The 23,493-nt window shown below is 67.3% G+C and carries 24 protein-coding genes and 1 tRNA gene; 13 read left to right on the top strand and 12 right to left on the bottom strand.

All coding sequences use genetic code 11. The annotated features are described in order from the left end of the window. The first annotated feature begins 35 nt into the window (after positions 1-35). Positions 36-374 (top strand): hypothetical protein, encoded by a 339-nt coding sequence (locus BLW44_RS07560; protein ID WP_174521367.1) that lies wholly within the window; start codon positions 36-38, stop codon positions 372-374. 55 nt (positions 375-429) lie between these two features. Then, entirely contained in the window at positions 430-705 is a 276-nt protein-coding gene (locus tag BLW44_RS07555; protein ID WP_060927597.1) for a hypothetical protein, read from the top strand. Position 706: 1 nt separating this feature from the next. Here BLW44_RS07555 and BLW44_RS17995 read toward each other — a convergent pair whose 3' ends face one another. The 3 genes from BLW44_RS17995 to BLW44_RS07550 all read right to left on the bottom strand — a co-directional run bounded on the left by BLW44_RS17995 (position 707) and on the right by BLW44_RS07550 (position 2,414). Continuing rightward, positions 707-883, bottom strand: coding sequence for a hypothetical protein (locus BLW44_RS17995; protein WP_157519598.1), 177 nt, complete (start codon positions 881-883; stop codon positions 707-709). A 94-nt stretch (positions 884-977) separates the two neighbouring features. Beyond that, complete coding sequence (locus BLW44_RS17990; protein ID WP_167347479.1) at positions 978-1,145, bottom strand: hypothetical protein; 168 nt, start codon at positions 1,143-1,145, stop codon at positions 978-980. A gap of 180 nt (positions 1,146-1,325) precedes the next feature. Beyond that, on the bottom strand, positions 1,326-2,414 hold the full coding sequence (locus BLW44_RS07550; RefSeq protein WP_060927596.1) for an ATP-binding protein: 1,089 nt from the start codon (positions 2,412-2,414) through the stop codon (positions 1,326-1,328). A gap of 159 nt (positions 2,415-2,573) precedes the next feature. Between BLW44_RS07550 and BLW44_RS07545 the strand changes: the two genes are divergently transcribed. Both BLW44_RS07545 and BLW44_RS07540 read left to right on the top strand, forming a co-directional pair. Beyond that, entirely contained in the window at positions 2,574-3,527 is a 954-nt protein-coding gene (locus BLW44_RS07545; RefSeq protein ID WP_060927601.1) for a DUF1214 domain-containing protein, read from the top strand. After that, the gene (locus BLW44_RS07540; RefSeq protein ID WP_060927595.1) at positions 3,524-4,051 is read left to right on the top strand and encodes a hypothetical protein; all 528 of its coding nucleotides are present in this window, start codon (positions 3,524-3,526) and stop codon (positions 4,049-4,051) included. Before BLW44_RS07545 ends, BLW44_RS07540 begins: the two co-directional genes overlap by 4 nt. 374 nt (positions 4,052-4,425) lie before the next feature. Here the strand turns inward: BLW44_RS07540 and BLW44_RS07535 are convergent, their stop codons facing one another. From BLW44_RS07535 to BLW44_RS07505, 8 genes are all read right to left on the bottom strand, one after another. Continuing rightward, positions 4,426-4,842: a PaaI family thioesterase gene (locus BLW44_RS07535; protein WP_060927594.1), complete on the bottom strand. Its 417-nt coding sequence runs from the start codon at positions 4,840-4,842 to the stop codon at positions 4,426-4,428. Further along, on the bottom strand, positions 4,839-5,303 hold the full coding sequence (locus tag BLW44_RS07530) for a MaoC family dehydratase (protein WP_060927593.1): 465 nt from the start codon (positions 5,301-5,303) through the stop codon (positions 4,839-4,841). The genes BLW44_RS07535 and BLW44_RS07530 overlap by 4 nt, the downstream gene beginning before the upstream one ends. Continuing rightward, a complete protein-coding gene (locus tag BLW44_RS07525) occupies positions 5,300-7,021 on the bottom strand; it encodes an AMP-binding protein (protein WP_060927592.1) in 1,722 nt (573 codons plus the stop codon). Before BLW44_RS07525 ends, BLW44_RS07530 begins: the two co-directional genes overlap by 4 nt. Beyond that, positions 7,018-8,376 (bottom strand): MFS transporter, encoded by a 1,359-nt coding sequence (locus BLW44_RS07520; protein WP_060927591.1) that lies wholly within the window; start codon positions 8,374-8,376, stop codon positions 7,018-7,020. Before BLW44_RS07520 ends, BLW44_RS07525 begins: the two co-directional genes overlap by 4 nt. A 76-nt stretch (positions 8,377-8,452) precedes the next feature. After that, a complete protein-coding gene (locus BLW44_RS17985) occupies positions 8,453-8,620 on the bottom strand; it encodes a hypothetical protein (protein WP_157519596.1) in 168 nt (55 codons plus the stop codon). A gap of 124 nt (positions 8,621-8,744) precedes the next feature. Further along, entirely contained in the window at positions 8,745-10,484 is a 1,740-nt protein-coding gene (locus BLW44_RS07515) for an FAD-dependent monooxygenase (protein WP_074731685.1), read from the bottom strand. Positions 10,485-10,520: 36 nt separating this feature from the next. Next, entirely contained in the window at positions 10,521-11,399 is an 879-nt protein-coding gene (locus tag BLW44_RS07510; protein ID WP_060927590.1) for an amidohydrolase family protein, read from the bottom strand. 76 nt (positions 11,400-11,475) lie between these two features. Further along, positions 11,476-12,417, bottom strand: coding sequence for a LysR family transcriptional regulator (locus BLW44_RS07505; protein ID WP_060927589.1), 942 nt, complete (start codon positions 12,415-12,417; stop codon positions 11,476-11,478). 140 nt (positions 12,418-12,557) lie between these two features. Here BLW44_RS07505 and BLW44_RS07500 point away from each other — a divergent pair, with 140 nt between their 5' ends. The 8 genes from BLW44_RS07500 to BLW44_RS07460 all read left to right on the top strand — a co-directional run bounded on the left by BLW44_RS07500 (position 12,558) and on the right by BLW44_RS07460 (position 22,429). Next, positions 12,558-13,403, top strand: a complete 846-nt coding sequence (locus tag BLW44_RS07500) for a 2-keto-4-pentenoate hydratase (RefSeq protein WP_082724574.1) — start codon at positions 12,558-12,560, stop codon at positions 13,401-13,403. Beyond that, positions 13,403-14,344 (top strand): acetaldehyde dehydrogenase (acetylating), encoded by a 942-nt coding sequence (locus BLW44_RS07495; protein ID WP_060927588.1) that lies wholly within the window; start codon positions 13,403-13,405, stop codon positions 14,342-14,344. Before BLW44_RS07500 ends, BLW44_RS07495 begins: the two co-directional genes overlap by 1 nt. Beyond that, positions 14,341-15,375 (top strand): 4-hydroxy-2-oxovalerate aldolase, encoded by a 1,035-nt coding sequence (gene dmpG / locus BLW44_RS07490; protein WP_060927587.1) that lies wholly within the window; start codon positions 14,341-14,343, stop codon positions 15,373-15,375. The genes BLW44_RS07495 and dmpG overlap by 4 nt, the downstream gene beginning before the upstream one ends. Beyond that, positions 15,372-16,256, top strand: a complete 885-nt coding sequence (locus BLW44_RS07485) for an alpha/beta fold hydrolase (protein ID WP_060927586.1) — start codon at positions 15,372-15,374, stop codon at positions 16,254-16,256. Before dmpG ends, BLW44_RS07485 begins: the two co-directional genes overlap by 4 nt. Before the next feature lie 14 nt (positions 16,257-16,270). Continuing rightward, on the top strand, positions 16,271-17,212 hold the full coding sequence (locus BLW44_RS07480; RefSeq protein ID WP_060927585.1) for a 3-carboxyethylcatechol 2,3-dioxygenase: 942 nt from the start codon (positions 16,271-16,273) through the stop codon (positions 17,210-17,212). Between the two features lie 30 nt (positions 17,213-17,242). Beyond that, positions 17,243-18,397, top strand: coding sequence for an iron-containing alcohol dehydrogenase (locus tag BLW44_RS07475; protein ID WP_060927584.1), 1,155 nt, complete (start codon positions 17,243-17,245; stop codon positions 18,395-18,397). 70 nt (positions 18,398-18,467) lie between these two features. Next, positions 18,468-19,964: an aldehyde dehydrogenase family protein gene (locus tag BLW44_RS07470; RefSeq protein ID WP_060927583.1), complete on the top strand. Its 1,497-nt coding sequence runs from the start codon at positions 18,468-18,470 to the stop codon at positions 19,962-19,964. Positions 19,965-20,500: 536 nt separating this feature from the next. Continuing rightward, positions 20,501-22,429 (top strand): hypothetical protein, encoded by a 1,929-nt coding sequence (locus BLW44_RS07460; RefSeq protein ID WP_139305251.1) that lies wholly within the window; start codon positions 20,501-20,503, stop codon positions 22,427-22,429. Positions 22,430-22,689: 260 nt separating this feature from the next. Here the strand turns inward: BLW44_RS07460 and BLW44_RS07455 are convergent. Then, positions 22,690-22,766 (bottom strand) — tRNA-Pro (locus BLW44_RS07455). 118 nt (positions 22,767-22,884) lie between these two features. Between BLW44_RS07455 and BLW44_RS07450 the strand changes: the two genes are divergently transcribed. Then, positions 22,885-23,463: a GNAT family N-acetyltransferase gene (locus BLW44_RS07450; protein WP_060927581.1), complete on the top strand. Its 579-nt coding sequence runs from the start codon at positions 22,885-22,887 to the stop codon at positions 23,461-23,463. Positions 23,464-23,493 lie beyond the last annotated feature (30 nt).

The raw sequence follows: 23,493 nt of genomic DNA, 5'->3' as shown, positions 1-23,493 counted from the left end.
TGGTCCGGACTGATTGGAGTGTTGAGATGTCCGCGATGCCCGATCCCCGATTCGAGCTCCGCAAGGTCACGGAGACCGAGTGGCTGATCCTCGACCGCCGGTACGAGGCGCACGATGCGCGTCAGACGGTGGCCTGCATCTACCAGGTCGACGCCGTCGAGGTCGACGTGCTGTGGCTGCGGAACCTGCCGCTGGCGAGCTCGTACATGTCTGCAGAAGACGTCCTGAGCGATCTGCAGCGGTTCCACAATCCGCCCAGCCGCTCGACCGCGCCGATCCGCATCCCGCACCTGCCGCCGATCACCCCCGCTTCCAGTGCCCCCGCGTCTGCCAGTGCTGCTGCCGCAACCGGCGCCCACGCGGCCGCCGGTTGAGGGCGATGCGGAGCGGGGAGGCTGCCGCGCGCCAGCCGCGACCTAGGCTGGGATCATGCTCTACGCCCTGATCCGCCCTGTCGAGTCCAGTACCGCCGAGGTCATCGGCACCACCCTCGCGGAGGTGCTCGTGGAGCTCGATCAGCATAAGCAGCCGGGCTTCGATCTCGTGTCGGCCCCCGTGCGCATGCTCAAGGGCGAGGCCAAGATGGAGGCGACGGGCACCTTCAAGCGAGTCGACGGGGTGCGCGAGATCGAGGCGGACGACATGACCTCTCTCGAGGCGCTGGTGCCGGACGGCTGGCGCATGCTCACCGTGCGGCAGGCGTGAGTCAGCGAATCTTCTTGTAGTCCTTGCCGCTGTCGATCCAGCGCGTGTGCGCGCGAAGTCCGTGGAAGACACCCTGGCGGATGACGAGATACGTCAGGAGCAATCCGACGATCACGCCGAGCACAGCGAGGGTGATATTCAAGATCATGAGCAGGCCGACCTGCGTTTCGAAGTCCACTCCTCGACCATAGCGAGCCTTGATCTCGCAGAACGGCCCCTGACCGACGCGTGCGTCGATCAGGGGCCGTCTGTTTCAGGATTGCGCGGCGGAGTCAGCCGCCCGAAGGGTTCTCGAGGGGCTTGCCGTCTTCGTCGGTCGTCTCGTCCTCGATGATCTCGTCCGTGCTCTTCGACGACGACTCGTCGGGAGCGCCACCCGAGGCCGTGTCGGCCTCTTCGTCGGCGCCCGGGGTTCCCTGCGTGTTCTGCGGATCGCTCATCTGCATCTCCTCTGCCTGTCGGTCGGTCGGTTCGACGCTAGGGCGGTGGAGTGATTCGGGGCAGGGGGTTGACGGGGGTGCCGTGCGCGGTGCGGCGCAGCCGCGAGCATGGGGCGAGACTCATCAGGGGGCAGGGTCCGGACGGTGAGCGAGTGTCACGCCCGAGGCTCCCGCCGAACATCATGCAGGGCGCAGGGGCACCTTCACATCTCCTCCGGCCTCCTCAGTGAGGCGCTCCCCCATCTGCACGAACGTCGGCTCCGAGACGAAAGCGCCGGCGAACAGCGCCTGCCCCTGCTGGAACGACTTGGCTCGCCGGATCGCCTCGTCCGGCGCGAAGCCGAACACCTCCGCCAGCTCGGCGAGGTCTCGGGGTGCGTTCACCCGCATCAGGCCAAGGTTGTCGCACTGTGACAGCACGTTCGGATGGATCTTGGTGGGCCGCTGTGTCGACAGGAACAGCCACAGGCCGAACTTCCGGCCCTCCGCGGCGATCTGGACGAGTTGCTCGGTGAGGGCGCGTTCCACCTCGGTCGTCGGTTCGGGCGAGCAGAGGTTGTGGGCTTCGTCGATGACGATGAGGATGGGGCGGCGTTCCTCCCGCCGGGACCAGAGATGCTCGAGGACAGCGAGGGCTGCGACCTTCGGCTCGGCGGGGTGGTCGAAACCGCCGAGGTCGAGAACGGTCGCGCGAGGACGCTCGTCGATGGCATCGACGACGGAGCTGGTCCCTCGCGACCACAGGTCCCATTCGAGCACCTGCAGGTTCTCCATGCGGTTCGCCAGCCGCACTCGCGCCGGGTCGCCACTCGCGCGAAACCCTCTCACGAGTTCCGCAGCCTCGAAGTCCCGTGCGTCCGCGTCGCTGTGCAGGAGGACGTTGTACTCCTCGGCATCGCGAATCGGATCCATCTGCAGTACGGCGGCCTTCGTCGCAGGCGACAGGTCCAGGTATCGGACGTGAAGGGGGCTGTCCCGCCCAGGTCCCGACCGGAAGACCCTGGTGTCGAGCTCGGCGATCCTTTCCGCGGCCTGCGGCCCGGCGGTCTCACGGGTCTCCTGCACCCGGACGAAGTCTGCGTTCGGATCGAGGATCAGCAGGGGCAGTTCCGTGTGAAGGAGCAGCTGCTCCAGGACGACACCCAACGCGTAGGTCTTGCCGCTGCCGCTCTGCCCGCACCAGAACGTGTGTCGATTGAACCGACGGGCGTAGAGCCCCGCCGTCCTTCCGGGAGCGTCGAGGTGAGCGCCGATCTGCAGTGTGACCATGTCGTCCTCCGTGTGCGGTGTGGCACCAGAATGCCGCAAAGCGGCGCACGTGGCACCTTTTTCTCGATCGAGGGAGAACTGCGAGTGCCTCGGATGATGCGCTCGATCCGTGCTGTGCGAGACGATTGCCTCGTACGCCACATCCTGAGAGGCACGACCATGACTGAGACCTCCCCCGTCGTCACGTACGCGAACTTCGCACGCATCGAGACGTTGCGCATGTTCGCCGCGATCAGCGCCGCCGCCGGAGGGGCGAACCGGTGGAACCACTATCGGATTCCGACTCCCATCGACCAGCAGACCGTCATCCGGATGAATCGGGACACGCTCTACAGCGCCGCGATCATCGACGTCGCCGAGGGTGCGACGATCACGATCCCCGACACAGCGGGGCGGTATGTGTCCGTCATGCTCGTCAGCGAGGACCACTACATCAACCGCGTGCTCCACGAGCCTGGTGAACACCGCCTCAGCGCTGATGAGCTGGGTTCGGGCTTCGTCCTCGCCGCGGCGCGCATCCTCGTCGACTCCGACGACCCCGATGACGTGGCGACCGTCAACGCGCTGCAGGATCAGCTCTCCCTGGCGTCGGCCGGCGCCCGCGAGCTCCCCGCTCTCGACTACGACGCCGACTCGTTCACACAGACCCGCGACGCCGTCCTCACTCTCGCCAAGGGGCTGCCGAACTACGAGCGAGCGTTCGGCCCGGCGAACAGAGTCGACCCGATCCGTCATCTGCTGGGCACCGCCTCCGGGTGGGGCGGTCTCCCGGAGGAGGAGGCCTTCTACGTGAACGTCGAACCCGGACTCCCGGTCGGTCGGTACGAGCTCACGGTCGGCGATGTTCCCGTCGACGGATTCTGGTCGGTCTCGTTGTATAACGCCGAGGGGTACTTCGAGCCGAACGACGCAGGTCGGTACAGCGTCAACAGCGTCACCGGCGTCCGCAACGCGGACGGAAGCGTCACCGTCCGCTTCGGCGGCGACGCCTCCGCCCCGAACGCCCTCCCGCTCAGCGACGGGTGGAACTACCTGGTGCGGCTCTACCGTCCCCGCCCCGAGGTCCTCGGCGGCTCGTGGACGTTTCCCTCGATCGAAGGCTCGGCGTCATGAGGTCCATTCCGTCCGACGACCATCCGATTCTCCGTACGCATCGAGTCCTCCGACCCGGTTTCGGGACGGAGGCGGCGGTCTACGGAACCATCCTCGTCAGCGGCCTGATCGCGGTGTCCTCAGCACACGGTGAGACCTCCGCACTGGTACTGCTCACGGTCGGCGTGACGGTGCTGGTCTTCTGGGCAGCGCACATCTACGCGGGGACGGTCGCTCGTCTGGGCGAGGAAGGCGGGGAGCATCTCGGAATCCGCTCGGCACTGATCCGTTCGGTGCGCCACTCGCTGGGCATGCTCAGCTCGGCGGGTGTGCCTGCTCTGATCCTTCTCGCGGGCACGACCCGTCTGATCCCCGATGAGGCCGCGAACGACGTGGCTCTGTGGTCCGGTACCGCGATCCTCGCGTTTCTCGGATTCGTCGCGTTCATGCGTCGCGGCAGCGGACTGCGGGCGTGTGTTCTCGGTGCCGTGGCTACAGCCTCCTTCGGGGTCGTCTTCGTGGCGTTGAAGGCATTCGTGCACTGAGTGCGTTGACTCCGGACACGACAGAGGCTCGGAACCTCGCGACTTCCGCGTGATTCCGAGCCTCAATGGTCGGGCTGTTGGCAGAACTACCCGTGGTGCGGATCGGGGTGGCGAGCCGTTCTTGGTTTTCCTGCGATAGGTGCCCGAATTTCCTGCAACGTTAGCTTCCGCCCTTGTCAGTCAACGTTGAGCGGCGGACTCCAAGCGGAGGCAATCGCCCTCTAGCGCGGCAGCAGCATTGTCCGTCGTGTCCGCCATCGCCCAAGCTGGCCATCCCGAGTCCATGCGTTCACCAGCGCAACGTCTTCGGTTGTCAACACCGACGGTCGCCGGTCCTCCTTCGACGGCCCGGGCTCAAAGTGTAGGCGCCCGATCTATCGCGATACGGCGGCTGCGCGGGGGTTGCGGAAGACCGCTGTCGCTGTGGCGATGACGCGCTGGCCGCAGAGGATCTCGCCCTCGACGAAGCTCATCGTCTTCGTGCGCGATCGTACGCGGGCGGTGCCGGTCAGCGTCTCGCCGAGGGCCGCCGCACCGATCATGCTGGTGGAGAGCTGGATCGTGATCGGGTGCCCGACCAGACCCTCACCAAGTGAGCTCTCTACCTCCGCGCCGAGCGTGAAGTCGAGCAACGTGAGGATGAGCCCACCGTGGGCCGTGCCGTTGGGGTTCACATGCTCGGGCCGCACCGTGACCCGGATGACGGAACCTTCCGCTCCCCGTGACTCCTCGATTCCGCCCACATGGTCGAGGAACGTGCCCTTCTGCCCGATCCCGCTGAAGCTCGTCACTCCTCCCCCTCCGCGATCAGCACGATCCAATCGGCCACCATCGCCGGGCGCGACGAATCCCGCAATTCGAGTTCACAGCCGAGCACCAGACGGGCTCCGTCCTGTGAGACATCGAGCGACTTCAGCGTGAGCGCCAACCGGACCTCGGACGACGGAGTCACCGGCGCCGTGAATCGCACGCGATCGAGCCCGTAGTTCGTCCAGCGCACCGCGTCCGCCACCGAGTAACACTGGTTCGCGAGCCCCGTGACGAGACCGAGCAGCAGGAAGCCGTGGGCGAGCACATCACCGAAGGGCCCTTCAGCCCGGGCACGCTCGCGGTCGACGTGGATCCAGTGCTCATCGCCGGTGACGGCGCCGAAGGCGGCGATCCGATCTGCCGGCAACGTGAGCCACTCGCTGTGGCCGAGCACTTGGCCCACCTTGTCGGTGAGTTCTCGTGCAGAGTTGACGGCGATCATCCTTTGTTCTCCTTCGTTGATTGGCGGTACAGGTCGTCGATCAGCGCAGTGTGCGCCGACCGGAACGCAGCTGGTTTGATGAGTCCTTTCGGCGACAGGAGCTCGGCATCGAGCTCTTCCGTGAGCACCCCACCGGCGACGACGAGGTTGGTCTGCCCCGTCGTGCCCGCGTTGTGTGCCGCGAGCACGGCCCCGACATCGACCGTCGCACCTTCCGTCACCCAAAACAGGGCCACGAGGTGCGCCCTGTCCGGGCCCGCGACGACCACGTCGCGCACCCCGTTGCCGGCGAGTGCGAGCAGACTCGAGCGGAGCCGGTCTACGTTCACCCACGAGCCGTTCGACAGCTTGAAATCGTCGGCGATCCGCCCGTCGAAGCGCAGTCCCAGCTCCGGTCGCGAATCGTCGACGAGGCGGCCGGCATCACCCGATCGATAGAAGCCGTCGTGATCGAACACCGCCGCCGTGCGGTCGGGGTCGCGCCAGTATCCGGGTGTCACACTCTCACTCCGCACGCGGAGCTCGAGTTTGTCGCCCACTGGCACCAGGCGGATGGTGACCCCGGGCAGGGGCGGGCCCACCCAGCCCGGTTCGCTGTCGGCGCTGTGCACGATCGTGGCGCCGGGGCCCACCTCGGTGGACCCCCACCCGGTCAGCACGGGCACCGGCAACTCCCGCACCGTCTGCGACAGCGCCTTCAGACGCCGGAAGGCACCGACGGGCATCCCCGCTCCCGCGGAGAACAGCGCGTCGCACCGGCCGAAAAGTGCGGTGCGAAACCCGCGATCCGCCTCGAGCACCGGGACGAGGGCTTGGAACGTGGCCGGCACAGCGGCGTGGAAGGTGGGTGAGAACTCCCGGATCGCGGCGATCGTGCGATGGAGCGCATCCGGCCGTCCGTGCGCGTCATCGATGTGGATGGTCCCGCCGCCTAACAGCACCATGTTGAGGTTCGCGTTCCCTCCGAAGGCATGATTCCACGGCAACCAGTCGACGAGCACCGGCGGGTGATCGTCGACGAAGGGCCACACGTCGACGGTGGCGCGCACGTTGTTCACGAGCATCCGATGGGTGTAGACGACGGCTTTGGGTGTGCCGGTCGACCCGGAGGTGAGCAGCAGTTTGGCGGGGTCATCGGCGAGGCACCGGTCGAGCAGACGGAGCCCTGCGTCGCCCGCGGAACGCCCGGAACCGTCGCCCGCGACGGTTGTCTCCACTCTGTAGCCCACGGGCACAGCCTCGTGGAGGGATTCGTCCGGCACGACGACCAGTGCCGGACCGACCATCTCAAGCACGCTCGCGATCCGCGCGGGGTCGGCACCGGGGCGGAGGTACTGCGGCGCGATCGGCACCCAGACCGCTCCAGCCAGCATCACGGCGTGTCCTGCCACGAAAGCGTCGATGCCATTTTGCGCGATGACGGCGACCCGGACTCCCTGGCCGATGCCGCGGGCGATGAGCGCCCGGGCTGCCTGGACCACACGATCCCACGCCGACCCGTAGTCGAGCGCGAGCCGCCCTCCGTCGGCGACCTCGGTGAGGAGGATCGCCGACGGGGTGGTGGCGGCCCACCTGTGCAGCCAGTGCAAGGTGGTGGCCGGTGCATCCGTCGGCCGTTGCTTGGACCGGAGCTCGATCACCCCGCCGGGCAGCCGGAGCAGCTCCACGTCGGCCGAGGCGAAACGACCGCGGTGCGCGGTCTCCACCAGCGCGGTCACGCGACGGACTCGGCGACGGCCGGTGTGGTCTCGTCGACCACGGGCGCCTCCACCGCGCGGTCTCTCGAGAAGAACAGCGCGACGATGCTGAGCACTGCCACGCCGGCGATGAACCACACGATGGGCGTGATGTCGGCCGGGTTGCTCGCGATGAGCGCGGTGAGGATGAGCGGGCCGAAGCCGCCGCCGACGGTGGCCGCCAGCTGGTACCCCAGGGACAGGCCGGTGAACCGCGACCCCGTGCTGAACCGCTCTCCCATGAACGCGGCCAGCGGGCCGAACGTCGCACCGATCGCCACGCCGTTGATGAGCGCGAACGCGAGCAGCGCTCCCCAGGCAGTGCCCGTCTGCAACAGCAGGAAGAAGGGGAAAACCAGCAGGGCGCCCGCGATGACACCACCGATCATGACCGGCCGCCGGCCCACCCTGTCGGAAAGCGAGGCGAAGAACAGCTCACCCACGATGCAGACAAGAGACCCCGCGGAGGAGATGAACAGCACACTCGAGGTCGACAGCCCGTGGGTGGCCCCGTAGGTGATGCCGAACGCCCCCGACAGCGTGAACGAGAGGAAGGGAGCGAGCAGGGCTACGAACGCCAGAACCAAGGTTCCGGGCCGGTGGAGCACCTCGATGAGAGGCGAGCGCGTCTTCTCAGTGCTCTGCTCGCGCCGCCGCTTCTCCTCCAGGAACAGCGGCGACTCGGAGACCCGGATGCGGATCCAGAGACCGAAGATCACGAGCACGGCGCTCAGGGCGAACGGCACGCGCCAGCCCCAGCTGAGGAAGTGCTCCTCCGGCATCAGCGCGAACAGTGCCAGCACCACACCGGCCAGCAGCGAACCGCTCGGCTGACCGGCGGTGGCGAACACCGCCGCGAAGCCGCGCCGCTTCGGGTGGGCGTGCTCGAACGCCATCAGCGCGGCACCGCCCCACTCGCCACCGACCGAGAGGCCCTGCACCACCCGCAGGATGATGAGCAGGATCGGAGCGATGACACCCGCCTGATCGCGGGTGGGCAACACGGCCATCAGGGCGGTGGCCACACCCATCATGGTCATGGTGATCACCAGCACCGACTTGCGGCCGACACGGTCGCCGAAGTAACCGAAGATGATCGCGCCGAGCGGGCGTACGACGAAGCCGACCGCGAGGGTGGCGAAGGCCGCAATGGTGGCGACCGCCGGGGGCAGGTCGTTGAAGAACAGACGGTTGAAGATGAGCCCGGAGGCTGCGGCGTAGAGCACGAAGTCGTAGTACTCGATCATGCTGCCGACGTAGCTCGAGGTGAGGACCCGACGGAGCTCCCGCCCGTCCTTGCCGACGTACATCGGGATCTTCGCTTTGTTGACGCTCATTGTGGTATCTCCTTTGACCTACATGAGTGATAGTGGCGCACGGAGTGCGTGAGGGTGGAACAAGAAAGGTGGGAAGTCAGAGCATGCGCACTTCCCGAGTGAGGACGGCGTCGTCGAATTGCAGCTCGGTCACGACGTCGGGAACGCCGGCCTTGCTACGCAGAGCATCGACGGCGAAGGATGCATCACCCGACGTTCTTGGCAGCAGTTGCCGTACCGCGTGCTCCTGCTCATAGGCGGGCATGCCCGGCAACCTTCTGCGATGTCGGCGTGGTCGATCGACCAGTGCCAGCTGAGGCGCCTTGCTGTGGTCGCTGCTCGTCGCTCGCCGCACGAGCAGGGTCGGGCGGCGGGTCGAGCCCGACGGGTCAGCCACGGGTGGCTCCCGCCGTGGCGGCCACCAGAGATCTTGTCGCTCCGAGGAGCTCGCCGAGGATCGCCTTTGCCGAGCCGGCGCTCGTCGACGGGTCTGGAGCTACGCCACTGAACGCGATGTAGAGGTCGGGACGCACCAAGACGGCGGGCTCGTCGATCACCCCCGCCGCCTCCGCCTCGGTCAGTTCGACCATGGTGAGGTCGAGACCCAGATCGCTCGCGGCACGGGCGAAGTCCGCCCCCGCGCGCCCCGACTCTCCGACGGTGATCAGTGTCCAGTCGCGCCCGAGCGCGTCGAACAGCGACGAGCCGTCGGCTCGCCACAGGTGCGGCAGCCTCGACCCGGCTCGCACCGAGGGTGTGTAGCTGTCGATCGCGGCGATCGCGGTGGCGTCGGCCTCGTCGGGCGCGATGATGCCCGAGGAGTGCTCGTAGCGCGAACCGAACTGCACCCCCTGACTGTGCCACTGCTGGCGGTCGATGATCTGGATCAACCGGCCGGCTTCGGCGCGCAGCTCGGCCCCGCGCTGCGAGTCGGCGTGCAGCTCGGTGTCGCGGCCGATCGCCGCCATGTCGCGGTCGATCTTCAGTGCGGCACGCGACGTGGCTTCGCCCACCGATCGTCGTTCGGCCTCGTAGTCGTCGAGGAGGGCATCTGCGCCGGTGCCGGCGACGAGCGCGGCCAGACGCCAGCCGAGCCCCACCGCGTCGGCGATCCCGGTGTTCATGCCGAACCCGCCGAGCGGCAACCAGAGGTGGGCTGCGTCACCGGCGAGGGTGATCCTCCCGTCGCGGAATGAGTCGGCCACGAGGCGCCGCGGCGTCCATCGGATGACCTGTAGCTTCTCGTGTTCGATGTGCCGGCCCACGGCCGCCTCGAGCACACGATTAGGGTCGAGGTCGTCGGGCTCCATGCCCTCCGGCACGCGGGCGTGACAGAGGAACAGCGACGAGCCGTCGAGCTGCAGGAACGAGCCGCGCAGTTCCGGGCCGTACCACCAGTACATCCAGCCCGGGTTCTCACCCAGGAGGCCGACCAGCTCGTCGGAGCGGAAGTAGATGGAGAGCCTCCGCTCGGCGGCCTCGGAGTCGCCCTGGAGCCGAGCGCCGATGGCGCGCCGCATCATGCTGGCTCCCCCGTCGCATCCTGTGGCGTAACGGCCGCGCACCGTACGGCGGCCTCCGGTGGCCGTCTCGGTGATCGTGACCGACACGCCGTCGTCGTCCTGCTCCGCCGACTCCGCCTCCCAGCCGCGCAGTACAGTCACGCTGGGGAAGTCGGCGAGACGCTCGGCGAGCAGCGGTTCGAGGAATATCTGGGAGATGCGGTGCTGCGGCTCAGGCGTCGGCCACTCGCCGAATTCCGGCGCCGTGCCGTCGAGCACCGCCTGGCTCGATGAGAACTCGAACCGCGTGAGCTCGTAGGAGTCGAGGCTCGTGACGTAGACGACGTCGGTGGCGTGGTCGAGCGGCAGACCCGCCCGGCGGATGCGGTCGGCACTGCCCTGCCGACGGAAGTACTCCATCGAGCGGGCGTTCGTGGTGTTGCATCGGGGGTTGGTCGTGGTCTCGGTGGCCTTCTCGACCACGAGCGTCCTCACGCCGCGGAGACCGAGTTCGGTGGCGAGGGTCATCCCGACCGGCCCGGCTCCGACGACGACGACGTCCCAGACCGATAGGGCGGACTCGACGTCGAGCTCGCGGATGGGCGGGTGAGGGTTCTGGCTTGTCATCACGCAGTTACGGTACGTCGGGCATGGCTGATAGCACTATGAGATAGTTGCGTCGCCATCGATAGCCAAACCCAAGCGATTTACCGCCTGTGGGAAGAGCCGCAGGAAGTTGCGCCACAGAATGTTCTCGAGGTCGGTCTGCGGCATCGTGGAAGCTCGGAGCTCGTGCATCACCGACGGAGTGTTGTACGGCACGGGCCTGGCGTACGAGTCGGTTCCGAACAGTAGCCGCTCCGACCCGAACGTATCGACGAATGCATCGAGCGGCCGCATCAGCGGGAACGCGATAGCGGTGTCGAACAGCACGTTCGGGCACCGCTCGGCGATGTCCATCAGGTACCGAGTCTGGGTCGATCCCGAGAATCCGTCGAGGGCCACGATCGTCGCGTCCGGGTGCGCTCGCGCCAGGTCGAGCAGCGACCACGGAGCCTCCATGCCCGACTCGGCGAACAGATGCACGTAGCAAGGCAGTCCGCGCTCCGTGGCGAGGTCGACCAGTGCGTGCATCCGCCGATCGGAGAGGAACACACCCTGGTAGCGGGTGTGCCAGGCGAGGCCGTCGATGTCGAGCTCCGCCACGAGGCGGTCCGCCTCCTGGCGGCAGGCCTCGACGGTGTGCAGCGGTTCCAGGGTGCCGAGTGCCACCGGGAACCGCGAGGGCATGCTGTCACGGTAGGCCGCGATGCCATCGTTCACCCGGCGGGTGTTCGCGATGCCGTACGTGCGGTCGTACTGGAACCCTGGGATCACACAGGCCGCGGTGAACCCGAACCTGTCGAGCATCTCGGCGTGCACCTCGACGGGCCTGATGGCGGTGCCGTCACCTCCCGCCCCGTCGTCGCCGACGCCCAGAGAGAGCTCTCCGACATGGTGATGGGTGTCGATGGTGTGCAGGGTGGTTCGTGGTTCACTCATGATCCCTCGTCTGTCGCAGGTCGGTCGTCCCCACGCTAAAGAGCGCGCCCGACCGGCACCATGAGCTTTCCGACGCTCAACCGATAGCCGGATGCTTCTCGCCGAGCCGCTCGTCGATGACGGCGCGCAGGCGGTCGAGCATCCGGCGCTGCACCGGGGTGAGGCGGTTGCCGATGCGGCGCACGATGAAGAGCTTGTCGCGCAACGGCGGCGCCTCGACGGTGATCTCCCGCAGACTCCCGGCCTCGATGTCGACCTGTACAGACTGCCGCCAAAGCATCGCCACGCCGAGATCGGCCGCCACGGCCTGCTTGATCGACTCCGCACTGCCAAGCTCGATCTCGACCCGTCGGTCGGTCACGCCGATCGACGCGAGGGCGTTGTCCTGGCTGCGCCGGATGGCCATCCCGCCCGGCGGGCAGACGAACGGCAGCTTCGCCAGCGCGGCCGGCGTCACCGTGTCGGGGAGCTTGGTGTTGGTGGTCGACGCGATGACGGCCCACGGCGGTTGCGCCACCAGTTCCGAGTCGAACGCCCTGGAGTCGAGCACGGCGTCGGTGGCGACGATGGCGAAGTCGTGGCGGCCGAGTCTGACCTGCTCGAGGGCTGTCTCGACCGCCGAGATCTCCAAGCGCACCGAAACGCTTGGGTTCTCGGTCTTGAAGGCGATGACGGCAGGTGTGAGGATGCTGTTGCCGACGGTGATGCTGGCGCCGATCGACACGAAACCCGATAGCCCGTCGGAGAGATCGGCCAGGTCTTTGTCGAGCTCCATCCGCCCGCGCAGCACCTCAGCGGCCCAGAGCAGTGCGCGCTCTCCCGCCTCGGTGAGTGCGATGCCACGGCCTTCCGGGTGGAACAGCCGCGCACCGATCCGCTCCTGCAGAGAGCGCAGGTGAGCGCTCACGACAGGCTGCGAGATGTAGAGCTCTTCGGCCGCGCGCCTCACGCCGCCGAGTTCGGCGACCTTGCAGAACACCTCGAGCTTTTGCAGTGAGATCCGGTTATCGGGTGCCACGGTGCCTCCTCGCTTCGATGTCGTCCATGAGTCGAGTGACTATCGGACGTCTGAAAACTATGTCATAGATCAATCAATCCTTCCGCCGTAGCGTGGATTGGGTCGCTGACGACCTCGTCTCGCGACGGAAGGAGTCCATCGTGGTACACACCCACGAAGCCGCGGATCTGCTGCGAGCCGCTGCGGCGAACCGAGAGCCCTGCGCTCCCGTACGCCACCTGGCCGGGCTGTCGGTCGACGACGCCTACGTGATCCAGGAGCTCGTAATATCGGGGCTCGCCACGGAGCGCAACCCCCGCGTCGGGCGCAAGGTCGGACTTACCTCGCCCGTGGTGCAGCATCAGCTCGGTGTCGATCGTCCCGACTTCGGTGTGCTTCTCGCCGACATGCGGATCGACGATGGGGGGACGATCCCGTTCGGGCGACTGCTGCAGCCTCGCATCGAGGCGGAGGTAGCGTTCGTGCTGGCGGAGGACATCGTCGACGCGCATCCGGATGCCGTCGCACGGGCGATCGCGTTCGTCGCCCCCGCGCTCGAGATCGTCGACAGCAGGATCGACGGCTGGGACATCTCGATCGTCGACACCATCGCCGACAACGCCTCGAGCGGGATGTTCGTGCTCGGCTCGCCGGCCACGGCCCTCGCCGACGTCGATCCGGCCACCGTCGTCATGACACTCCGGCGGAACGGCGACATCGTGTCGCAGGGCACGGGTGTCGACTGCCTGGGGTCGCCCCTGAAGGCGCTGGTGTGGGTAGCGGAGACCGCCCTGGTGCTCGGGCGGCCACTCAGAGCCGGCGAGATCGTACTCTCCGGCGCACTGGGCCCGATGGTGCCGGTCGCGCCGGGCGACGTTTTCGAGGCCGAACTCACGACCCTCGGCACCGTGTCGGTGGCCGCGGAATCGACGGCGGCCTCCACCCCCTCGGCCAGCCACCCCGCAGCACTGACGAACCCCACGACTCCGAAGAGAAAGGACATCTGATGGCGAAGGTAGCGATCATCGGATCGGGCAACATCGGCACCGACCTCATGTTCAAGGTGATGCGGCTGAGCGAGACGCTCGAGATGGCCGTGCTGGTGGGCATCGACCCGGCTTCGGACGGCCTCGCCCGCGCCGAGCGACTGGGCATCTCCATCACCTCCGACGGGGTGGAGGGTCTCGTGGCCCATCCGCTGTTCGACGAGATCGAGGTGGTGTTCGACGCCACGAGCGCCTCCGCACACCGCAGCAACGCCGGTCGGCTGCTGCCCTTCGGGAAGCGACTCGTCGACCTCACTCCCGCGGCGATCGGCCCGTATGTCGTGCCGTGTGTCAACCTCGACGAGCACCTGGGGGCCGTCGATCTGAACATGGTCACCTGTGGCGGTCAGGCGACGATCCCGGTCGTGGCCGCGGTGAGCTCCGTCGTGCCGGTGCATTATGCGGAGATCGTCGCCTCCATCTCGTCGCGCTCCGCGGGGCCGGGCACCCGCGCCAACATCGATGAATTCACCGAGACCACCGCGAGTGCCCTCCAAGCCGTCGGGGGCGCGGCGCGCGGCAAGGCCATCATCGTGTTGAACCCCGCCGAACCGCCGATGATCATGCGCGACACGGTCCAGGTGATCGTGAACCGCCTGGACGAGGAGACGGAAGAGTTCGTCGTCGACGCCATACGTGACCGGATCGCGGCGGTGGCGGAGTACGTGCCGGGGTACCGCCTCAAGCAGACCGTGCAGTTCAGCGACGAGGGAACGGAGCTCGACGGCCTCCTCGACGAAGTGCACCGGGGCGGTGAGTACACTCGCGTGACGGTCTTCCTCGAGGTCGAAGGCGCGGCCCACTACCTGCCCGCCTATGCCGGCAATCTCGACATCATGACCTCCGCGGCGCTCCGGGTGGCCGAACGGATGGTCGCCACCCGGGTCGAGGTGACCGCATGACCGCCGCGTTCTACCTCCAGGACGTCACGCTCCGCGACGGGATGCACGCGCTGCGCCACCGCATCACGCCCGCGAAGGTCGCCGAGATCGCGGGCGGGCTCGATCGCGCCGGCGTCGACGCCATCGAGGTGTCTCACGGCGACGGCCTCGGCGGAAGCAGCCTCACGTACGGCGCCGGGAGCAACACCGACTGGGAGTGGCTCGAGGCAGCCGCAGGAGCCGTGCAGAACGCCGTGCTCACCACGCTCATCCTTCCCGGCATCGGAACCCTGCACGACCTCGAGCGCGCCCGTGATCTCGGGGTGCGGTCGGTGCGTGTGGCCACCCATTGCACCGAGGCCGACGTATCGGCTCAGCACATCGCCGCCGCCCGTGACTGGGGTATGGATGTTTCCGGTTTCCTCATGATGTCGCACCTCAGCGACCCCGCATCGCTCGCCGAGCAGGCGCGTCTCATGGAGTCATACGGCGCGCACTGCGTCTACGTCACCGACTCCGGCGGGCGACTCACGACGGGTGGTGTGCGCGAGCGGGTGCGCGCCTACCGTGACATGCTCGACCCAGCCACCCAGATCGGCATCCACGCGCATCAGAATCTCTCCCTGGCGGTCGCCAACTCTTTCGCCGCCGTCGAGGAGGGAGCCTGGCGGGTGGATGCCTCACTGGCCGGTCTCGGGGCGGGGGCGGGCAACACGCCCATCGAACCCCTTGTCGCCGTGGCGCGGCTTGAGGGCCGGAAGGTCGCCGCCGACCTCTTCGCGCTGCAGGATCTCGCCGACGACGTCGTACGACCGCTGCAGGACAGGCCCGTTCAGGTCGACCGCGAGACCCTCACGCTCGGCTACGCCGGCGTGTACTCCAGCTTCCTCCGGCACTCCGAGCGGGCGGCCACCTCATACGGCCTCGACGCGCGCGACGTGCTGGTGGAAGTCGGGGCCCGCAATCTCATCGGCGGCCAGGAGGACATGATCGTCGACGTCGCGCTCGACCTGGCCGCCGCACACGACTCACAGAAGGCAGGGACACGATGACAGACCAGGCATACACCAGCGTCTGGAGCGACCTCAACCAGGTCGAATTCAGCCAGGGGTTCATCAACGCTGGCGGTTACCGCACGCGCTACCTGCACGCCGGTGACTCCTCCAAGCCGCCGCTCGTGTTGCTGCACGGCATCACTGGCCACGCCGAGGCGTACGTGCGCAACCTGCAGGCACATGCCGAGCATTTCGACGTGTGGGCCATCGACTTCATCGGGCACGGGTACAGCGCGAAGCCGGAGCATCCGCTCGAGATACCGCACTACCTCGCCCAGGTCACGGGTTTCCTAGACGCGATCGGCGCCGAGCGGGCGTCGTTCTCCGGGGAGTCGCTCGGCGGCTGGGTCACGGCAAAGCTCGCGCAGACGCAACCCGACCGGGTCGAACGCATCGTGCTGAACACGATGGGCGGCACGATGGCGAACCCGAAAGTGATGGAACGGCTATACACCCTGTCGATGGATGCGGCGCGCGACCCGAGCTGGGAGCGTGTGCGCACCCGGCTCGAGTGGTTGATGGCCGACCCGACGATGGTAACTCACGACCTCATCCGCACCCGGCAGATGATCTTCGAGCAGCCCAACTGGCTGATGGCGTGCGAGATGAACATGGCACTTCAGGATCCGGAGACCCGGGCCCGCAACATGATCTCCGACGATGACCTGCGGGCCATCCAGGCCCCGACCATGGTGCTGTGGACGACGAAGGATCCCTCCGGCCCTGTCGACGAGGGCCGCCGGATCGCCTCGCTCATCCCGAATGCGCGACTCGCGGTGATGGAGAACTGCGGTCACTGGCCGCAGTACGAAGACACGGAAACGTTCAACCGCTTGCACCTCGGCTTCCTGCTCGGGAACACCGAACCGAAGAACTAGACGAAGGAGTCACCATGCCGGTCGCTGTCGCCGCCATGTCGCACAGCCCCCTGCTCGACCTCGTCGACCCGGGGCAAGAGACCACCGATGCCGTCGAAGGGGCGTTCGCCGCCGCCCGGGCGTTCGTGACGGACTTCGACCCCGAGCTCGTCGTGAGCTTCGGGCCCGATCACTACAACGGCTTCTTCTACGAGCTGATGCCGCCGTTCTGCCTCGGTTACGAAGCGGTGAGCATCGGGGACTACGGCAGCGAGGCTGGACCACTCGATGTGCCCACCAACCTCGCCCGAGAGCTGGCCGAGTCGGTGCTCGACCACGGGGTCGACCTCGCCGTCTCTCTTCGGATGGAGGTGGATCACGGGGCGGTGCAGCCGCTCGAGATCCTCTACGGCTCCATTACCGCCAAGCCGGTGATCCCCGTCTTCATCAACTCGGTTGCGCCGCCGTTCACACCGCTCTCGAGGGTGCGGGCGCTCGGCAAGGCCATCGGTGCCCACTTCGAGGGCACCGACAAACGTGTTCTCTTCCTCGCCTCGGGCGGGCTCTCGCACGACCCGCCGGTCCCCCGCATCGCGACCGCCACCCGCGAGCAACGCGAGTTCCTGCTCGGCGGTGGCCGACATCTGACCCCGGAGGCGCGCAACGACCGGCAGCAGCGCGTGATCTCGGCGGCTCACGCCTTCGCGGCGGGCCAGGCCGACATCATGGAACTCGCCCCCGAATGGGACGAAGCATTCCTCGACATCATCGAACGCGGCGAGCTCGACCGGCTCGACGACTGGACCCCGCGGTGGATGACCGAGACCGCCGGCAACTCCTCGCACGAGGTGCGCACCTGGATCGCTGCGTACTCCGCGCTCGCCGCTAGTGGCCCGTACCATCTCGACACCCGTTTCTACCGGCCGATCAAGGAGTTCATCGCGGGCTTCTCCGTAACGACGGCCGTGCTCGACTAGCCTGAACCGCAGCTCGACGAAGGAGTCCGAATGGCTCTCATCCAGTACATCGGCCGCATCCAGTTCGACGACGGCGCCCGGCGGACGCTCCCCGACGAGCTCCTCCGGGTTGGCATCCGTCGCCCCCTGGTCGTATCCGACAGGGGGCTTGAGGCGAACGGCGTGCTGGCGACGGCGCTGGAGTCACTCGACGGGTGGGAGGAGGCCCCCTCGTTCCTCGACGTGCCGAGCAATCCCACCGAGTCCGCCGTGCGCGCCGCTTTGGCCGTGTACCGCGAGAACGGATGCGACGGGGTGATCGCCGTGGGCGGCGGATCGCCCATGGACTGTGGCAAGGCCGTCGCGCTCCTCGCCACGCACAACCGACCCCTCGAGGCCTATCTCGCCCGCACAGGCGGGGAGGCGCGGATCACCCGCGACATCGCGCCGATCGTGGCCATCCCTACCACGGCCGGAACCGGAAGCGAGATCGGGCGCGGAGCGAGCATCACGCTCGCCACCGGGGAAAAGGAGGTCTTCATCGGCCCGAACCTCGTGCCACGCGTGGCGATCTGCGACCCCGAGCTGACCCACGGGCTGCCGCCGCAACTGACCGCGGCGACCGGTGTCGACGCGTTCAGCCACGCCTTCGAGGCGTACCTCTCACCCGCGGTCAATCCGCCGGCCGACGCCATCGCCCTCGAAGCGCTGCGCCGGATGCACAGATGGCTGCCCCGGGCCGTGGCCGACGGCCATGATCGCGACGCGCGGTGGAACGTGATGATGGCCGCGCTCGAGGCAGCCATGACGACCTGGAAGGGTCTCGGGCTCACCCATGCACTCTCGATGCCGTTCGACGACCTGGGCCTGCACCACGGCACCGTCGTTGGTGTGCTGCTGCCGCACACCGTCAACTTCCTCGCCGAGGCCGTGCCGATGGAGCGGATCACGGCCGTCGCCGGGGCGCTCGGCACCACGCCCGAGAACCTCGCCGAAGAGCTCGCCCTTTTCACCTCCCGGCTCGGCCTCCCGGAGGGGCTCGGGGCGCTTGGAGTCGACCCCGGTCGCCTGCATGGGTTCAGTGTGCTCGCCGCCGGCACCGCGTTCAACCGCACCGCCCCGGGCGACGCCACCGCGGCCGACTACGAACGGATCGCGCGCTCCGCAATGCGGCCGTACACACCACACGCCGCGCTCATCCGATAGCTCTCTCGCTATCGGATGGCACCGATCTATCTGCTGGTGCTCTCGATTCACGATTCCTAGGCTGACAGACATGACGAACTCCGCAACGACGCGCCCCTCCGCCCCCGGCGACACCGAGTCGCCAAGCACCGACGGGCTCTGGGCGCGTAACCCGCGTACCGGCGAGGTCGACTACATGGTGGTTCCGCCCACACCCGCCGAGGTGGCCGACCTCGCCGTTTGCCTCCGCGAGGCGCAGCGCGCCTGGCGCGACCTCGGTCTCGACGGCCGCATCTCCGCCATGCTCCGGTGGGCCGACGCGATCGAGAGGGATGCGGCGCTGATCGCCGAGGCCGAGGGAACCGACACGGCACGGGTGCGCGTCTCGGCAGAGGTGCCGTACATGGTGGCAGCCTCGGTCCGCGACTGGTGCGCGAAGGCACCCGGCATCATCGAAGCCGCGACACTGGAGGGCCGCTCCAGTGTGATGAACGACGTCACCTACACCACGCAGCTCGACCCGTACGCCCTCCTCGGCATCATCAGCCCCTGGAACCACCCCTTCCTCCTATCGTCGACCGACGCCGTCCCTGCCCTCCTCGCCGGCTGCGCCGTCGTGGTGAAGCCGAGCGAGATCACACCCCGCTTCATCGCGCCCGTCATGGCGACCATTGCGGCCGTGCCGGAGCTCGCGGCGGTGTTCGCCTACATTCCCGGAGCGGCCGACGTGGGCCAGGCCGTCATCAACAACGTCGACGCCCTGTGCTTCACCGGGAGCGTGGCGACAGGCAGGCTCATCGCCGCGGCCTGCGCTTCGCGCTTCATCCCGGCTTTTCTCGAGCTCGGCGGCAAGGACGCCGCCATCGTCACCGGTTCGGCGGACGTCCCGTCGGCGGCCGCGGCCATCCTCAAAGGTTCAGTGCACAACACCGGCCAGCTCTGCTTCTCGACCGAACGGATCTACGTCGACCGCACGATCTACGAGCCCTTCGTCGCGGAGCTCGTGCGCCAGTCGGAATCGCTCGAGCTCAGCTTCCCCGACCCCGGGCACGGTCACGTCGGACCCTTCATCTTCGAGCGGCAAGCCGAGATCGTCGATCGCCATCTCGAAGATGCGGTCAAGCACGGCGCGCGACTGCTGACCGGCGGGCCGAGCATCGAGCAAGGCGGCGGCCGGTACATGCGCCCCACCGTTATCGTCGACGTCGACCACACGATGCGGTTGATGAAGGAGGAGACTTTCGGGCCCGTGATGCCTGTGATGGCCTACGACAGCATCGACGAGGCCGTCGACCTCGCCAACGACTCAGAGTTCGGCCTCTCGGGGGCGGTCATCTCCGGCTCGGCGGAGGAGTCCGACGCGGTGGCCCGCCGTCTCGACGCCGGCGCTATCAGCCTGCAGGACACATCGCTGACGATCGGCATCATGCGCGACGTCGAGAAGGTCGCCTTCAAGAGCTCGGGGCTCGGCGGCTCCCGAATGGGACCTGCCGGGCTTCTTCGATTCCTGCGTAAGAAGGCGCTCATCCTTCGCACGGGCCCTGTCGTCACCATGGACCACCTCGCCGAGCACAACCGGCCTGTCTAGACACTCGCTACTCACGGGGCTTTGCGCCGATGTCTGCGGTTGCCAGTTTCCACTGCCAGAACGCGCAGCCTGTTCCGGTCATTTCTGACGCCGGATACGTTTTCGGACTAACCTGTTCAGGCCACGGCGAGCTCGACATGCGCACCCCACTCGAGGTCGAGGAGGGGTACTACGCTGACCTGGAATCAGCCCAGCCGGCACCCGCTGGACAAGGCTCCCGATAGGAACGAAAGTCAGGCCGATTCAGGCGCAACGTTCTCCCCGATGGACTCAACGCTGACCAGCTCGCTGATGATGAGCTGCGAAGGGCAGCTGGGATGCTGCTGCCGGTCTCAATCGACGAGTCAATCCTGTCAGCGGGTCTGCTTGCCCAACTAAAACAGTCGGTGAGGGCAGGAGTAGAGCGAGTTCACGGTGTTGCGCACTATATGTTCAGCATCCTCTTTGACCAGCACATGCAGTCGATCTTGAGCGTCCCCGGGTTCTCGTCGATGGAAAGGTCCTGGTAGATGCGCTGGTGGAGCGGAGGTCGCACGATGACCTCCGTCGACATCGACCACTACCGCGCCTTCGATGACAACGATGAGTGCGGAATCACTGAGCGTGCGGTCCTCGGCCGCGGCCGCAACCTTCAGCAGTTCGACGACTCCACCGTGACCTTGGCGGAAACCCGCGTCCGGCAGTCCGGCATCCTCGAGCAACTCGACCGCTGGGCCGCGGAGGATGCGAACCGCGACGGCATGGGCGGCAGGCCCGCGATGATCTCCTACCGCGCCGTGCTCACCGCCCTCCTCCTTCTTGCTCAGGAAGGGGCACCGCTACACATCCGGCGAGCCGCGTACGTCCTCCAGCACAGGCTCTCCACGAAGTCGAGCGAGCTCCTCGACCTCCCCGAGACCCCGACGAGCTTCGCCACCCACGTCGCCACGACGAAGCGCTGGTACACGAACACGATCCGCGCATTCCACCGGATGAAGACCCTGATGGACCCGTACCCTCAGGAGCTGTACACCGCCAAGACGCACGCCCAGACCCAGGAGATCCTCCGCAATCACGACGCTGAGCGTGCAGAGAAGTACAAGGCGCGCCTGGATGAGTACACCCGCCTGTTCATCCGCATGACCTTCATGCTGCAGCCTCGGGCTATCCGTCGAGCATCGAAGCAGATGGACGTTTCCTTCGACCAGACCTACATCGGCACACCCACCACCAAGGGGTACAGCCGCAAGCACCTCGCGAGCACGGTCAAAGCAGAACAGGGCGCCAACCTCGGCGAACTCCCACCAGGTCCCGTGGACGCCTTCGCCGGGTGGCACGTCAAGAGCGGCAAAGCTGAGCGCGTCGACAATCAGAAGGGCGAGATCGACCAGACCGCGCCCGAACGTGGGAAGTCGGCGGACTACGACTGGGGATGGGTGGCGAACCTGGCCGTCCGCGTCGACGCCGAACAGCCCGGCTCCAAGCGATTCCCGAGCCTCGTCGTCGCAGCATCGCTCAGCATCCCCAACATGGAGGTCGCCGAAGAAGCCGCGCACCTCCTCGAGGCCGCAGCGATGTTCGACCTTGCGCCCGGGATCGCCGACGCCGACAAGCAGTACTGGGCCAACGCCAAGCCCTTCCGACTCCTGAAGCCCGCGCTGAAGACCGGCTTCACTCCATCCACGGACTATCGATCCGACCGCGTGGGAGTTAAGGGCGGTCAGCACGGCGCCCTATTCGTCGAAGGCGACGCGTACTGCCCGAGTACGCCGAAGGCCCTCCTGAACGCCACACCGGATCGTCTGGGCGACGTGATCGACGTCCAAACGCACCGCGCCCGCATCGAAGAGCGGAAGGCGTACCAGCTGCACGTCAAAGACAAGGCGAAGACGCCTGATGGAAAGGTGATGCTGCGCTGCCCTGCCCTCGGCCCCAGCCCGACCGTCACCTGCCCTCTCCGCGAGATGATGCTCAGCGCGGCCAAGAAGGCCCGCCCCGAGGTCGAGCCCGAGACCCTCGAGGAAGAGTTTCTCGACACCATCTGCAAGAAGCATTCCGCCACGTTCGACCTCACCGAGATGCAGGCCCCACAGCAGGCATTCGACTACGGCACCGAAGAGTGGGAGACCTTCCACGACCACGCCCGCAACGCCGTCGAGTCCGGGAACGATCAGCTCAAGACATCGGGCGACGCGGACATCGAGACGCTAGCCGCCGCCGCGTCCGCGGAATCGCCGCTGCACAGATCCTCGTCACACTCCTCGTCGTTGCGCACAACCTCCGGAAGATCGCGGCGTTCTTCAGCGACCAGGAGATCGAACGTGCGCGCACGACTCCGCGCGTCCACACCATCCGTCGCCGTGACCGCGTCTGGGCCAACCGCTACACGAAGACCACGGGCAACGGCAACCTCAGCATCCCTCGAGGCGCGCAGACATCGTCATCGACGACCGCATCGGCGGACCAACGGGACCAGCTCGCGCTGACACCGATGCGTACCTGAGCAGCTCCGCTCACTGCCGACGCCCGCCGGCGGCACGCCCGGCACGCTCCCCGCTACACCAGGACAATCGATCGCGCCCGGTTTCCGGGCGCGTTCGTGTTTTCGTCCCCAGAGCCTCTCAGAATCGACTACCTGAGCTCGAATCCGATCTCACAGACGCACAAAAGGGAAGGGCACCTGCTCGAAGCAGGTGCCCTTCCCTTTTCTCTAGCTGTTCTGCAATCAGTAATGCCAACAGCCCAATGGTCGGGCTGACAGGATTTGAACCTGCGACCCCTTGACCCCCAGTCAAGTGCGCTACCAAGCTGCGCCACAGCCCGTTGATCTGCACTCTCGCGCAGGCAACTCCCCTATCTTAGCCCCACCCGGCCGCGCTCCGCGAACCGAGCGGGCGCCGGGCGTTGCGGGCTGTCGGAGGTCCGGCGTAGCGTCGCAGACATGGTGACGATCACGACGGAAGTGGCGACGGTCACGCGATGGGATGACGTTCAGCATGCCCTCACCGGTGGCGGCGACGGCGCCAGCTGCCAGTGCATCTGGCCGATGCTGAGCAACAAGGACTGGAACGGCACGACGACTCCGCAACGCACGGAGATGCTGCGAGATGAGATCGCGGCGGGTCCTCCGCCCGGCCTGATCGTGTACGTCGACGGCGAAGCGGCGGGGTGGATCCGCATCGGCCCGCGTGCGAAACATGCGCGGGTCCCCCGCACGCGCATCATCGCGGCCGCGACCGCCGAGCCTTTCGAAGACGAGTCGGTCTGGGCCGTGACATGCTTCGTCGTCCGTCGGGAGCATCGAGGATCAGGGCTCAACGCCGTGCTGCTGCGAGCAGCTGTCGACTACGCGCGCTCATCCGGCGCGCGGATCATCGAGGGCTATCCGGTCGACACCCACGGTGAGAAGAAGCGGACGAATGATCTGTTCCACGGCACGCTCAGCACCTTCCTCTCGGCCGGATTCGACGTGCAGACCGAGATGAAGCCCGGCCGCACACTCGTGGCGCTCACTCTCTGAGCGACGCGCCTGTCCCGACGTGCGGACCAC

This window comes from Microbacterium hydrocarbonoxydans (assembly GCF_900105205.1).
Taxonomy (GTDB): domain Bacteria; phylum Actinomycetota; class Actinomycetes; order Actinomycetales; family Microbacteriaceae; genus Microbacterium; species Microbacterium hydrocarbonoxydans.
This window is presented reverse-complemented; position numbering and strand designations above follow the sequence as displayed.

What these genes read in the sequence shown, in the direction of transcription:
- BLW44_RS07560 (WP_174521367.1), top strand. Translation starts at nt 36, where the DNA reads ATGCCCGATCCCCGATTCGAGCTCCGCAAGGTCACGGAGACCGAGTGG.
- BLW44_RS07555 (WP_060927597.1), top strand. Translation starts at nt 430, where the DNA reads ATGCTCTACGCCCTGATCCGCCCTGTCGAGTCCAGTACCGCCGAGGTC.
- BLW44_RS17990 (WP_167347479.1), bottom strand. Translation starts at nt 1,145, where the DNA reads ATGAGCGATCCGCAGAACACGCAGGGAACCCCGGGCGCCGACGAAGAG.
- BLW44_RS07550 (WP_060927596.1), bottom strand. Translation starts at nt 2,414, where the DNA reads ATGGTCACACTGCAGATCGGCGCTCACCTCGACGCTCCCGGAAGGACG.
- BLW44_RS07545 (WP_060927601.1), top strand. Translation starts at nt 2,574, where the DNA reads ATGACTGAGACCTCCCCCGTCGTCACGTACGCGAACTTCGCACGCATC.
- BLW44_RS07540 (WP_060927595.1), top strand. Translation starts at nt 3,524, where the DNA reads ATGAGGTCCATTCCGTCCGACGACCATCCGATTCTCCGTACGCATCGA.
- BLW44_RS07530 (WP_060927593.1), bottom strand. Translation starts at nt 5,303, where the DNA reads ATGATCGCCGTCAACTCTGCACGAGAACTCACCGACAAGGTGGGCCAA.
- BLW44_RS07520 (WP_060927591.1), bottom strand. Translation starts at nt 8,376, where the DNA reads ATGAGCGTCAACAAAGCGAAGATCCCGATGTACGTCGGCAAGGACGGG.
- BLW44_RS17985 (WP_157519596.1), bottom strand. Translation starts at nt 8,620, where the DNA reads ATGCCCGCCTATGAGCAGGAGCACGCGGTACGGCAACTGCTGCCAAGA.
- BLW44_RS07515 (WP_074731685.1), bottom strand. Translation starts at nt 10,484, where the DNA reads ATGACAAGCCAGAACCCTCACCCGCCCATCCGCGAGCTCGACGTCGAG.
- BLW44_RS07510 (WP_060927590.1), bottom strand. Translation starts at nt 11,399, where the DNA reads ATGAGTGAACCACGAACCACCCTGCACACCATCGACACCCATCACCAT.
- BLW44_RS07495 (WP_060927588.1), top strand. Translation starts at nt 13,403, where the DNA reads ATGGCGAAGGTAGCGATCATCGGATCGGGCAACATCGGCACCGACCTC.
- dmpG (WP_060927587.1), top strand. Translation starts at nt 14,341, where the DNA reads ATGACCGCCGCGTTCTACCTCCAGGACGTCACGCTCCGCGACGGGATG.
- BLW44_RS07485 (WP_060927586.1), top strand. Translation starts at nt 15,372, where the DNA reads ATGACAGACCAGGCATACACCAGCGTCTGGAGCGACCTCAACCAGGTC.
- BLW44_RS07480 (WP_060927585.1), top strand. Translation starts at nt 16,271, where the DNA reads ATGCCGGTCGCTGTCGCCGCCATGTCGCACAGCCCCCTGCTCGACCTC.
- BLW44_RS07475 (WP_060927584.1), top strand. Translation starts at nt 17,243, where the DNA reads ATGGCTCTCATCCAGTACATCGGCCGCATCCAGTTCGACGACGGCGCC.
- BLW44_RS07470 (WP_060927583.1), top strand. Translation starts at nt 18,468, where the DNA reads ATGACGAACTCCGCAACGACGCGCCCCTCCGCCCCCGGCGACACCGAG.
- BLW44_RS07460 (WP_139305251.1), top strand. Translation starts at nt 20,501, where the DNA reads ATGACCTCCGTCGACATCGACCACTACCGCGCCTTCGATGACAACGAT.
- BLW44_RS07450 (WP_060927581.1), top strand. Translation starts at nt 22,885, where the DNA reads ATGGTGACGATCACGACGGAAGTGGCGACGGTCACGCGATGGGATGAC.